The organism is Desulfitobacterium sp. THU1 (genome assembly GCF_038181555.1).
Lineage (GTDB): Bacteria > Bacillota > Desulfitobacteriia > Desulfitobacteriales > Desulfitobacteriaceae > Desulfitobacterium.
The window spans coordinates 1-13105 of the sequence record NZ_JBBWUA010000028.1 but is presented as its reverse complement, the minus strand read 5'-3'; the positions used below and the strand labels follow the sequence as shown (position 1 = coordinate 13105).

The 13105-nt window shown below is 41.7% G+C and carries 6 protein-coding genes; all 6 read left to right on the top strand.

What is annotated here, in order from left to right; all coding sequences use genetic code 11:
* Nucleotides 1-8: 8 nt before the first annotated feature.
* The 6 genes from AAC978_RS15355 to AAC978_RS15330 all read left to right on the top strand — a co-directional run bounded on the left by AAC978_RS15355 (nucleotide 9) and on the right by AAC978_RS15330 (nucleotide 12865).
* The gene (locus AAC978_RS15355; protein WP_341548948.1) at nucleotides 9-458 is read left to right on the top strand and encodes a zinc-ribbon domain-containing protein; all 450 of its coding nucleotides are present in this window, start codon (nucleotides 9-11) and stop codon (nucleotides 456-458) included.
* A gap of 844 nt (nucleotides 459-1302) precedes the next feature.
* The gene (locus AAC978_RS15350) at nucleotides 1303-6564 is read left to right on the top strand and encodes a cell wall-binding repeat-containing protein (RefSeq protein WP_341548947.1); all 5262 of its coding nucleotides are present in this window, start codon (nucleotides 1303-1305) and stop codon (nucleotides 6562-6564) included.
* A 282-nt stretch (nucleotides 6565-6846) separates the two neighbouring features.
* Nucleotides 6847-7626 (top strand): PdaC/SigV domain-containing protein, encoded by a 780-nt coding sequence (locus AAC978_RS15345; protein WP_341548946.1) that lies wholly within the window; start codon nucleotides 6847-6849, stop codon nucleotides 7624-7626.
* Nucleotides 7627-7831: 205 nt separating this feature from the next.
* Nucleotides 7832-8812, top strand: a complete 981-nt coding sequence (locus tag AAC978_RS15340) for an aromatic ring-hydroxylating dioxygenase subunit alpha (RefSeq protein WP_341548945.1) — start codon at nucleotides 7832-7834, stop codon at nucleotides 8810-8812.
* A gap of 53 nt (nucleotides 8813-8865) precedes the next feature.
* On the top strand, nucleotides 8866-10467 hold the full coding sequence (locus AAC978_RS15335) for a sensor domain-containing diguanylate cyclase (RefSeq protein WP_341548944.1): 1602 nt from the start codon (nucleotides 8866-8868) through the stop codon (nucleotides 10465-10467).
* 382 nt (nucleotides 10468-10849) lie between these two features.
* Nucleotides 10850-12865 (top strand): methyl-accepting chemotaxis protein, encoded by a 2016-nt coding sequence (locus AAC978_RS15330; RefSeq protein WP_341548943.1) that lies wholly within the window; start codon nucleotides 10850-10852, stop codon nucleotides 12863-12865.
* The last annotated feature ends 240 nt before the right edge of the window (nucleotides 12866-13105 follow it).

Genomic DNA, 13105 nt, shown 5'->3' with positions numbered 1-13105 from the left:
ATCAAACCATGGCATTTTTCGATAAAATCGGCAAAAAAATTGGTGATGTAGCAGGCTCAGCGGCTGATAAGGCCAAGGAGCTGGCCGAAATCACTAAGCTGAACGCTAGCATCTCCGCCGAAGAAAAGAAGATACAAGTATACTATCAGGAAATTGGGGAACTGATTTTCCAACAGGATAAAGAAAACCCCAACAGCTCTGCTGCCGAGCTCTGCCAAAAGATTCTTGCTTCTCAGCGGATCATTGTTGAATTCAAACAAAATATTCTTGAGCTCAAGGAAGATAAGGGCGTAGAGAATCCCGTTCCAGTGGACGCTATGGATATTACACCTGAGGAACAGCCCCAGTCTGGACCCCAGTCTGAGGCACAGATTATTTGTCAAAATTGCGGAACGGTAAATCCTGTGACTAATAAGTTCTGTCAAAACTGCGGGACTGCCTTAGTTGCACAGAAGTAGACAGGGGTGGGGGGAAAGCATTAGGAGGCGGTATTATAGCAGAACAGAAGGTACGAGCGGCAAGTTATTTACGCTCAAGGATACATTAAAGTGGATTGTAGAGCATAGAAACTATGAATTGTCTGACCCTGGAGGAATTCCTCTGGAGCATGAAGATGTGGTCCGTGTTGGCTGCATCGTCCAATAGCAGCACTTTTCGAGGGATAGAGCAATCTATCCCTCGGGCTTTTGGATTTCAGTAATACTAATGACCTTTCATCTTCCCGGATGCATTAGCAGGCAGTGTTTATGCTGCTATCTCCTTGGTGTTTATATGCGGGTTAATGCGTAATGTAGTAAATAGCCTATCAACCCAAAAAACAAGAAAATTTAGAAGCATCTATTTGCACTGATCTGATCTGATCAGCCCCTGTCAATGTAGGTGCTTTTTTGTGTCTAATCGTCACAAATTGCATTCATCTTGGCTCCCATAATTTTTAAACTCTGCTTGAATCTTACATAAAAATCTTCACATGAATAACGATTCTGCATTTCAGGGCGAAAGAGCACACATCTCAGGCAATAAAAAAGTTTTTGCGAAAAGCAATACTATAATAATAGGAAAATGAGAAAAGTACAATTTTGAGGTAGTCAGGCCAAAAGTGCAGAACTGCATTTTCGGTTTTCTGTCTTCTGCGTCCATTACGTTTGAGTCCATCGACGGAGAGATTTTCACCAGTGTGGAGTAACTCTTGCCAGAAAACCCGTGACAGAGAATAAAGGATCAATTTTCTCATAAAGCGGAGAATCCAGTGAATACGGGCATGATATGAAAAATCTAAAATATAGGTTGGAGGAAAAAGAGATGAGAAAAAAAGTTCTGAGTCTGTTTCTTGTGCTATGCATGGTACTGACCATGATGCCCACAGCAATCTTTGCTGCAGATGACCCTGTAGCCGCCCCCATAAGCATAGGGGCAACCAGTGGCATAGAGATCCCTGTTACTGGTGGAATTCCGGTCATTACCATTAGTGAGACGGAGCAGTACACCGGCACGGTGACGTGGACCCCAAATGACAGCACCTTCTTAGGCTCAAAGGTCTATACAGCGACCATTACATTGACGCCCAAAGCCGGATATACACTAACAGGCGTTCCCGCAAACTTTTTCACTGTAGCGGGAGCGATGGCGATCAACGAAGCCAACTCCGGTGTAATCACGGCGGTGTTTCCTGAGACGGCACCCGCCCCCATAAGCATAGGGGCAATCAGTGGCATAGAGATCCCTGTTACTGGTGGGACTCCGGTCAGTAGCATTAGTGATACGAGTGAGTACACCGGCACGGTGACGTGGAGCCCAAATGACAGCACCTTCTTAGGCTCAAAGGTATATACAGCGACCATTACAGTGACGCCGAAAGCCGGATATACCCTAACAGACGTTCCCGCAAACTTCTTCACTGTAGCGGGAGCGACTACGACCAACGCAGCCAACTCCGGTGTAATCACGGCGATTTTTCCTGAGACAGATGAGGCACCAACCGTAACAGGTGTAACCTCTGTAGATGGTCCTTATAAGCAAGGTGACACGATAGCCATAACCGTAACCTTCAGTAGCCCGGTTGCCGTAACCGGCACACCTTATCTGGAGCTAGAGACAGGAACAACGGACCGGTCTGCAATCTATGCTTTCGGAAGCCCAGGAAATACCTTAACTTTCAATTACACAGTCCAGGCCGGGGACACCGCGGCAGATCTTGACTATAAGGCCATAGACTCACTAAAGTTAAACGAAGGAACCATAAAAGCGGGAGCAACAGATGCGATTCTAACCCTGCCGGTCCCCGGGGCAACGGGTTCCCTGGGAGCCAATCAGAGTATCGTCATTGACGGGATTGCCCCGAGCGCAATTACCATATCAGCTCAGAACACCATTCCAGCAGGGGGAAGCGTCACCCTGACAGCCGTGGGAGGCCCACTATCAATTGCTTCCTGGACGAACATCTTAAACCAAATCAAAATAAACACAGGGCAAGGAGAAAACTGGATCACCGGAATTATAGCGGGCGATTTAACCATCACCCCTGCAGGCAATGGCGTAACCGCGACTCTGAATAACGGCAGCACCAGTGCGGCAATCATCGCTGCGGATTTTGTCATCCCAGCATCCAACGTCGTTGACCTATTCGGAAATGTGGCAGCAGGAAATATTACTATAGATTCGGCTGGTATCTCGGAAACTGAGAAGTTACAAAAGGCGTTTGATGAAGTCGTAGCTGGTGGCACTATTCAGCTGTGGGATAACATCACCCTTGATGCTAGCGTCACCATTTTAGGCGGCGATAACAGAAGCTTTACCCTCGACTTAAACGGTAAAACCTTGGACGGCGGTAGCAAAAAAGCCATAGATTATAGCGGCAGCGGTACGCTGACTATAGTGGATACAGCAAGCGGCGGAGGCGGCACGATTAATTCAGGTTCCTTGGCGATTAACAATGCAGGCAGCGGCACTGTGAGCGTTTCGGGCGGTACAGTGAGTTCAAACAATACCTATGCGATTTATAACGTAGGCAGCGGCACTGTGAGTATTGACGGTGGGGAAGTAAGGGGTTCCCGGGGGATTTACAATTCCTCCGGCAGCGTAAGCGTAAACGATGGCACAGTAACCAGTACAGGCGTATCTAGCTATGCGATTTACAACCCAGGCAGCGGCAATGTGAACGTGACTGGTGGGAAAGTAGATGGCTACCTCAGTGCGATTTACAGCTCTAGCTATAGCAGCGGCAATGTGAACGTGACTGGCGGCGAACTAATAAGCACTGCCCATACCATTTTTCATAGTAGCACGGGCAGTCTGACTGTTACCGACGCCCGAGTGGAGTGCGAAACAGCACTATATCCTGCGATATATTTCAATGGCTCTAATAAATTGACTATCGGCGGAACAGCGGTTGTCACCAGTACAAGAAGTAGTGCCACAGAGGGCACGATTTATTTGGAAAAAGGCACCCTCGAAATCACTGGGGGCACGGTGGAAAATACGAATACGGGCACTACTGGCAACGCAATTTATGCAAAAAGCGGCGCGAGTGTATCTGTTAAAGGTGGTTCTCCCATTATCATCAAAGGTCCTGGTATGGCAATGAATAAGGCTCCTGATTTGAGCGGGTATACTAATGTGAAGATCACAGCAAGCATTACAAAAATAGATGGTTCAGAAACCTCTGTCCTTGGCAAAACTAATATTGACACCGATGCAAAGGTTCAGATCTGCAAATATCTTAAGTTTGAACAAGGACCACCAAGTGCGCCGACCAATGTCACGGCAGTAGCGGGAAATGGTCAAGCTACCATCAGCTTTACTCCTCCTGCTTCCAACGGTGGTGCTGCAATAACGAGTTACACAGCCACATCATCTCCCGGCGGATTCACTGGCACCGGAAATGGCAGCCCGATCACGGTGACGGGGTTGACCAATGGAACGAGCTACACCTTTACGGTGACGGCGACTAATAGCGTAGGTACTAGCGTAGCTTCGGTAGCATCAAATAGCGTTACCCCTTCTGCTGCGACCCTCTACGATATCTGGGTGGGCGGCGTACAGGTGACTAGTGCCAATAAGGATAGTGTAACAGGTCCAAGTATTACAGGAACCGTCACCTATAACTCTGATAATCAAACACTAACCCTTAATGGCGCAACCATCACTGGGGTGCATACGGATAATAACTATAAATATGGTATTTATGCCAATGGTAATCTTAATCTGGTGCTGACTGGTAGCAACAGTGTTAATGCTAATCAGAGCGCCACAAGAAGTTACGGTGTATATGCTAGTAATGCCTTAACTATTTCAGGAAGTGGTTCCATGACTGCCATTGCTGAAAGAGGAAGTCTTGAAAATATTGGAATATTTGCTAATGCCCTAAACATATCCGGTGGTGCGGTCACTGCCAGCGGCGGCCCAACGGTTGGTGATGGGCAAATATATGGTATTCAAGTAGAGACCCAGTTTACTATTTCTGGCGGCACGGTAATAGCAAAATATAGCGGTAGTGCCGTGTTTGAAGGAGCAATCTCTATATCTCCCACCTATTCTGAATATACGCCAAAGGTTACAGCAGGTGACAGTGAAGGCGAAGCGGCCGTGGAGACAAGTCCTACAACATCCACCTATGAAAAAAAATATTTAAAAATTGAACCTGGCTCACCTACCACTTACACCATCACCCTAAATGTCAACGGTGGTAATACCTTTACACCGTCTACGTTGACCACCGACGGAAACGGCAAGCTTAGTAGCCTACCTGTACCGACCCGCAGCGGCAATTACTCCTTTAGGGGTTGGTTTACTGCAGCCAGTGGGGGTGTAGCAGTGACGACAAGTACTGTGTTCAGCGAAGCCACAACAATCTATGCACAGTGGAGCTACACTGGTAGTTCCGGTGGTTCCGGCGGTTCATCTCCAGCCCCCTCAGCCCCCGAAACTACTCCAGTAACGGGGCAAGTCATTGATAGTATAACAGGAGCTGTCGTCCAAGGAATCACAGCCCAAACGCGTTCGGCAGCCGATGGAACAGCAGTGGTTCAAGTCAAAGCTCTAGAAGCCATTATCTTCAAACAGCAAAATGGAACTCAGAGTTCATTGATTGATGTAAGCAAGCTTGGATTCATCCCACAGACCAATAAGGATGCCAAAATTACCACAACAGCAAATGGAACCATTGAGATGAGCAACCTAGCCAGCAATACTCAATCCAAATTTGCCATTCAGCTGGATCTGGGAAGCAATCGGAGAATAACCATCGGCTCCATGGAGGTCAAGGTGGGCAGTAACGGAAAAGCCACCAGTGTGACCAGCACGCTCATTGATCCTTATGGTACCATCATTGACGCTGCCACAGGGCAGGTCATTACCGATGCTCACGTTACGCTCTACTACGCGGATACAGAGCGGAACAAGCAAAATGGGAACGCAGTCAATACCCTTGTGGATCTACCCATCCTGGCTGACTTTAAGCCCAACAACAATAAGAACCCACAAAATAGCGATAATGCTGGCTTTTATGCCTTCATGGTCTATCCCAACGCAGACTATTACCTAGTAGCGACGAAAGAGGGCTATGAATCCTATCGAAGCATGACCATATCCGTAGAAGAAGAAATCGTGAAATGGGATTTCAAAATGACCAAACCCTTAATGGGGGTAAAACGTCTCTCAGGAGATAATCGAGTAGATACGGCTTTAGCCATCGCAAAAGCCAGCCACACTACTAAGCTGCAAAATGTCATCCTGACTACAGCAAACAATTATCCAGATGCCTTAGCAGGAAGCGTATTAGCCTACAAGCTAAATGCCCCCATTCTCTTAATGGACATCAGTGCCAGCGAACAGAAAAAAGTCATGGACTATCTTAAAGCGAACCTCAACCCAACAGGCACTGTCACCATCCTTGGAGGAACAGGAGCAGTGGGCCTGGATGTAGAAAGCAAAATCAAGGCAGCAGGTTTTACAAAGATCACACGGATTAGTGGAAAGGATCGCAGTGAGACAGCACTGAAGATTGTAGAACAGATTAAGGTTCCTACAGGACGTCCCATCATCTTAGTCCATGAAGAGAGCTATGCCGATGCTTTAAGCATTAGTAGTAGTGCCGCAGCTGGAGAAACGCCGATTCTCTTGGTAGGTAAAGACAAAATCAACGATGCGGTCCGTCAAAAGATTGCTGAAATCAACCCCATAAAAGTGTATATAGTCGGTGGGGAAGGGGTACTAAGTAGCCAGATAACAAGCCAAGTCGCCTCCATCACCGGACTCAGCCCAAACAAAATCATCCGCTTAGGGGGAGCAGACCGCTATGCTACATCCTTAGCAGTGGCCCAATATTTCAACTTACCCGGCCAGAGTATCAGCTTTGCCACAGGTAAGAACTTCCCTGATGCCTTAGCCGGCGGTGTGTTTTCAGCAAATCACAATGCCCCTATTGTTTTAGTGGATGAGGCCCTATCCGCAGATACCCTTAGCTATCTGAAAACCAGAACCATGGTTGGAGGAGTGTTACTGGGTGGAGAAGGGGTATTGGGTAAGAAGATTGAACAGGAGCTATCCCCATTGATTCGTAAGTAAGCAGGGTCATACATCAAGAATGATTTAGAAACTGTTAGTGAACGTCTACTTATCTAAAAAATTGTCTAAAGAAAGGAATGCCGCTAGTGTACCAACAGGTACCAGCGGCATTTTTTCGTAAGGGTTTAATATTTAGGCGCATCGTCAAGTTTTCCATTCTACTATATTTCCATATATAATACAAAGCAGGAGATATTCATTTTTAATAAGTTATTCTGGCCCCTAGTTGCGTCAATCGAAAAGTTGACATTAATTTATTATTGAAAGAAACGGATGGTGCAAATGAATAAGAAGATAGTATGGGTAATTACGGTGTTTATAATAGCTATGGTGCTACTCACAGCATGCGGAATAAAAGGAAATAATAATACCGTGCCGGAAACAACAATAGAAAGTAATCTGAAAGCTGGTGAAGAGCAACAAACTCAGATGGAATATGAAATTTCGAAGGAGATCTATACTGAGGGAAATGTAAATGTCGAGTATCCGCAAATTATAAATTTATTGGACAAAGCAAAGCAAAATGAAATTAATGATTTGCTTAAGAGTCAAGCGCTTGGAGTATATCAAAAAACGGTTCAAGAGTTGCTGCCAAATCAAAAATACGAAGTGGACGGCAAATTTGAAATCAAGTATAAAAGCCCCAAATTACTCAGCATAGCCTATTCAAGCTATAATAATATTGTTCCGTCAGCACATCCGTATAACTTGTTTTATACGACTAATATTGATATGGAAACAGGGAAAGCAATGCTTTTAAAAGACCTTGTACGGGAAATTGACAAGTCTTTTGTGAATCTATTAAAAAAAGCAAAGTATGTTGGAGAAATAGAAAAGGAATATGAACAGCAACTCGCGGATCAGGCATTCAGCCTATATGAAAGTGATGAAAAGTTAATCGATGCACTTTTAGGTAATGGAGGAGATCAGGATAGTATTTATGCATATATAACAAAAAATGCACTGGGTATTAGTTTGCCAGTACCTCACGTTATGGGAGACCACGTCGAGTTTGAAATTAGTGCCGACGATCTAAAAGGTAATATTATTGAGTTGGATTGAATTCTGAGTGTTATATGGACATCACTATGATCCTCTCGACCGTTTAACGAAAGGCCAAGATGGATGTGGGGAAAATACAGGTCGTGAAGGTCTTGCAAATGGCCATTTAGGTCTATTGCATTAAATAATTTATAGAATATAATTTAAATAGTTATAGTTTAATATTAAGTACAACTTTACAAAAGGTTCGTAAAGGAGCGCAGATATGATACTAAATCAATGGTATGCAATACTACCATCTAAAACTGTAGGAATAAATGAAATCGTAGCTGTAAAAAGAATGAATCTCGATCTTGCATTGTTCAGAAACAGTAAAGGCGAGATCGGCTGTGTTGTTGACCAGTGTTCGCATAGAGGGGCAGCACTCAGCATAGGCAAGGTCAAGGGAGATTGCATCCAATGCCCTTTCCATGCACTGGAATTTGACAAAAACGGCAAATGCACATGGATTCCTGCTAATGGCAAAGCCTCAACTGACGATATCAGCCGGTTTAATGTCAAGAACTACCCTGTAAAGGAGTCAAATGGTATTATTTATCTTTGGTATGGGGAATCGGAACAAATGACCGCTCAGTTACCGTTTTTTTATGAACAAATTGATGACTCATACAGTTATAGCGAAATCGAAGACCACTGGAATTCCCATTATTCTCGCTGTATTGAAAACCAACTTGATGTGGTTCATGTACCTATTGTGCACTATAATACAATTGGCAGAGGCAATAAAACCTTGATAAATGGCCCCAAAGTATTGTATGAGAACGGCATTCTGCAAACTAGTGCAAACAATGAAGTGGATAACGGACAGAAGCCGAAGTCTCCTGCTGAATGTGTAATTAAGGATACAAATCTTAATTTTATTTACCCAAATCTATGGCTGAATCATATCAGCTCAAAAATTAAAGTAATTATTTATTTTGCTCCAGTAGATGAAGAAAACACAATCTTATATATTCGATTCTATTGCAAATTAGCTAAGAGTAGGGCTGTAAACAGCTTGATAGCATTCTTTGGGAAATTTGCGAATAAAATTGTAGAACGGCAAGACAAGCGCGTTGTCATTACCCAAAAACCCAAGGCATCTTCTTATAAATCAGGAGAGAACCTGATTATGGGAGATGGGCCGATTATTATGTATCGTAAAATACGCGATGAATTAAAAAACCATGAGTTTTTATCACGGTAGTATTGCCATAGGTTATTTGTGCCGCCTGCGATTGCGGCGGAATGGAGTCTATTATGAGATATGCTGTCAAAAAGGGTTTTCATAATCCGTTTTTCTGCCTGGAAAACAATATTGTTATTAAAGTAAGCGAAGATTTGATAAAGATGACTCAATATACTGAAGGAGAATTGTTAGGAAGAACTTTTGATAGCTTATGCAATTTGTTAAAAGTCGATAATAAAATCAACCTCAAGAAGTTAGAAACTAAGCAAACCTATTACATTTTTACAAAAGATTTAGAACCTAGAGAAGTAACTATTTTTGGTGGTAGGTCAGACTTTCAAAGGGAACAAAAATACTACGTGAAAGAAGTCCTAAACTCAAGACTTAAAATTAGATTACAATATGCACAAGCGCTTGTTGAAGCTAATAAATTAGGAACAATTATTTTAAGCTACCCTGAATTAATCGTATTGAATACTAACCAAAAATTCTTAGATTTATTACATTCGACCTATCGAGAAAAACAATTCTCAATAGGTCGAATGTACCTAGATATATTACCCAATGGATATAGTGAAAGAATTGAAAAAATTATCATAGAAGCTGTTGAAAAAAAACAGACTTTTATATCGGAAATGTTAGAGTTCATAAGTGGTGGAGAAGAAAAGAAATATTATGATGCTTCTTATGTCCCAATTTTTATTAATGGTAAAGCGAAATATATAGTAAACACAGTTGTAGATGTTACCGAACAAGTCAATGCAAAGAAAAAGATTGAAGAAAAAAATAGACTGCTATCAGCAATTATTGAAAATATATCGGATGCAGTTTTAATCTTTGATAAAGAAGGTAGACCCATTGTGTTGAATAAGAATATTACGCAGGAGTTTCCGGATGAAAGTCTCAATGAAGTAGACGATCTAAGAAAATATCATAAATACTATGATGAGGAGGGCAAGGAAATTGCTCCTGAGAACATTCCGATAAAGCGAGCGCTTAGGGGAGAAAGAATCGAGAAAGGTATCATGACGGTTGATGTTGGTGATCGTAAAAGTACTGTCCAATATAATGCTATTCCTATTTACGACATAAATCATGATATCATTGCCGGAGCAGTATTTCTAAACGATATTACAAATCTAAGTAAACTAGAAGAAAAGGCTACTAAGGATTTTCTTACCGGACTTAATAATTCACGAAGTTTTGATAGTTACTATAATGATTGCCTTAGAACCTCTTTGGAAGAAAACGGACGATTTTCAATTCTAATGTTTGATATTGACTATTTTAAAAGCGTTAATGATACTCATGGTCACTTGGCAGGAAATATTGTGTTAAAGGAATTCGGGAAAATTGTTTTAGCTAGTTGCAGAGATTTTGACTTCGTCTCGAGGGTGGGAGGAGAAGAATTCTCTGTAATATTAAAACAGTGTTCACTGGCTAAAACAATCGAAGTGGCCGAAAGGATAAGAAAAAACGTTGAGAATCACGACTTTGTAATTGAAAATGGCAAGATCATTCATATTACGGTTTCTATAGGTGTAGCTGTTTATCCTGATACGGTAAATAATGTGCATGAAGTTGCTAAAAGCGCAGATAAGGCATTATATAAAGCAAAACAAAGTGGAAGAAACAGAATATACCTTGACACCAATAACGATGAAGAGCAGTAAAAATAGGGTATAATAAATATGGTATAAGTATTCACAGATCAAGCAAAGCACCCTACGTTGAAATTTGTAGAGTGCTTTGTTCATTATGAGGCCGTTGTTGGTTGAACAATAATCGTGTTGATAATACGTCCAAAATAGAGTTTTCTTATGGTTATGATAGAAGAGTATTTGATCTAAAAGTATTCAATTATGAGATAGTGTTTGTTATAATAAGTACATAATTACAAATTTCATGCTATTTCGATCCGTTGTCGATTTGTAGTGTTTTTTTTGCGCTTTGATGTTCAGAGTCCAAAATTGTTTAGTATTTTTAAGCAGACAACAAAAGAGCTGCTTTTAATGATATTATCCAGGCTATAAATTGTAGGAGGGGGTATGTAAGATGTTTTTCAACAAGATGAAACTCACATCCAAATCAATTATGGGAATTGGAATCTCTGTCATTGTAGCGTTAGTTGTTTTTTCGGTGATCGTGAATAGTTACGTGGGAAAAATCATTCAGTCAGCAGAAGGAGATTATAATCAACTCCTTACCGCCTCGGTGAACTCTAAGATGGAAGCCCAACTCGATAGTGCTAGGATGTCCGTTCAAACCATAGCAAATAACGGCAGAGTCCAAGAACTTTTTGCCCAAAGAGACAGAGAGCAGCTTCTTAAAGAGACAGTGAATATTTTCGAAGTGCTAAAGGAAGATGTATCCCAAATCCAGTTTCACCTTCCAGATTCAACAGCTTTTTTAAGATTACATATGCCAGAGAAATATGGAGATAGTCTGAAGGATTTCAGATTTACCGTAAATGAAGCTAATGAAAAGCTTAAGATCGTCGAAGGATTAGAGGAAGGAGTAGGCGGCTACGGCTTTCGAGTTGTAGTACCTATGTATTATAATGGCGTCCATACAGGTTCTGTAGAATACGGAAGTGCCTTTGGAGATACTTTCCTGAATAATATTAAAGAGCAATTTGAAGGAGAGTATTTTATATATCCCATTGCAGTAAATTCCGTAGCTGTGACTGAGAATAAGGGCAATGAGAAGGGATATATTGCATCTACAACTGAGACAGACCAGTGGATTGTAGGACAGGACTCTATCGATCAGTTACAATCCGGAAATATGGTTAGCTTGATTTCTGAGGATAAGAAAAACAGCATCCTGCTCATACCTTTTAAGGATTATTCGGGAGAAATCAAAGGCTATATAAAAGCTATCACAGATCGAAGTGTTACCTTAGGGTATACTAACCAATTCCAAAAGGTAATGGTTATTCTCTCAGCAATTATTGCACTCTTCTTATCCGTCATTATCTTTTTCTCCCTAAGATTAACAGTGCTTAAACCGATCTTATACTTACATGATAATATCAAACAAGTCGAGAAAGGCGACTATACTGTGACATGTCAAAAGAAAAACGATGATGAGATAGGGCAGGTCTTTGAGTCCTTTAACAATATGGTAAGTACTTTTAGATCAATAATATTGAATTTAAAGGATACAGCTAATAGTTTAATCATCTCCTCTAATGAATTGGCCGAAACCTCTCGTCAGAATATGCAAGCATCTGAGGAAGTAGCTAAAGCTATTGAAGGTATTGCTATTGGAGCCATCAGTCAGACAGAAAAGATTGAAAGCGGCACGAATAATACGAGAGTACTAAGTGAAAAAATCAATACAAATACTAAGTTTATGGAAGAACTGAACGTTTCTTCTGTCGATGTAGTAAATAATATCGAAAAAGGCATGGGCGAAGTAAAAGCTTTAGATAAAATATACTTAGAAACTGATACGGCAATGAAAGAGGTTGAAGCTGGCATCCTACAAACAGCAAAAAGCACTGAGAAGATTGGGGAGTCCAGTAAAATGATTGCCTCCATATCTGAACAGACTAATTTGCTAGCGCTAAATGCGGCGATTGAGGCTGCTAGAGCCGGCGAAGCTGGTAGAGGGTTCGCAGTAGTTGCCGAGGAAATTCGGAAGCTGGCAGACCAATCGAATTCTTCAACAAAAACTATAGACGACTTAATCATAGAACTGAGCCATAGTTCAAATAATGCAGTAAATACTATAGGCAATAGCATCGGCAAGCTTCAAGTTCTTCAAGATGCTGTGAACAGAATTCGTATGTTTTATCAGCAGATTCAAGAACTAACGGAAACGAATCAGAAGAACACGAAAGAATTAAACCTGTCTATGATTGAAATGGATAAAATGAAGGATGAAATTCTTAAGGCTTTAGAAACATTGTCTGGTATCGCCGAAAATAACTCTGCTTCAACCGAAGAAGTATCGGCTTCTGTCGAGGAACAAACGGCTGCTATGGCAGAGATTGAACAAGCTAGCTTTAATTTAAAATTATTAGCTGAAAAGCTTGAGAGTGACGTGAGTGGCTTCAAGATATAAAACAAATGAACCGTGTGAGACGCTTGAAAATGTGAAATGCATTGTTTGCTAGACGTAAGAGAGGGGCTGCTATTGAGGCAGCCCCGATTATATTTATTATAATGACCTCAGACAACTTGCTAAAGACAACCCTATACAATCAGATGCAAAAGCAACGGATATCATCTTTATCTGCGACAGGGAAATAGGTGTTGGATGTGCTATAATATGGTAAAACAATTGGAGTGGTAAAGATGGGCG

What these genes read in the sequence shown, in the direction of transcription:
- AAC978_RS15355 (WP_341548948.1), top strand. Translation starts at nt 9, where the DNA reads ATGGCATTTTTCGATAAAATCGGCAAAAAAATTGGTGATGTAGCAGGC.
- AAC978_RS15350 (WP_341548947.1), top strand. Translation starts at nt 1,303, where the DNA reads ATGAGAAAAAAAGTTCTGAGTCTGTTTCTTGTGCTATGCATGGTACTG.
- AAC978_RS15345 (WP_341548946.1), top strand. Translation starts at nt 6,847, where the DNA reads ATGAATAAGAAGATAGTATGGGTAATTACGGTGTTTATAATAGCTATG.
- AAC978_RS15340 (WP_341548945.1), top strand. Translation starts at nt 7,832, where the DNA reads ATGATACTAAATCAATGGTATGCAATACTACCATCTAAAACTGTAGGA.
- AAC978_RS15335 (WP_341548944.1), top strand. Translation starts at nt 8,866, where the DNA reads ATGAGATATGCTGTCAAAAAGGGTTTTCATAATCCGTTTTTCTGCCTG.
- AAC978_RS15330 (WP_341548943.1), top strand. Translation starts at nt 10,850, where the DNA reads ATGTTTTTCAACAAGATGAAACTCACATCCAAATCAATTATGGGAATT.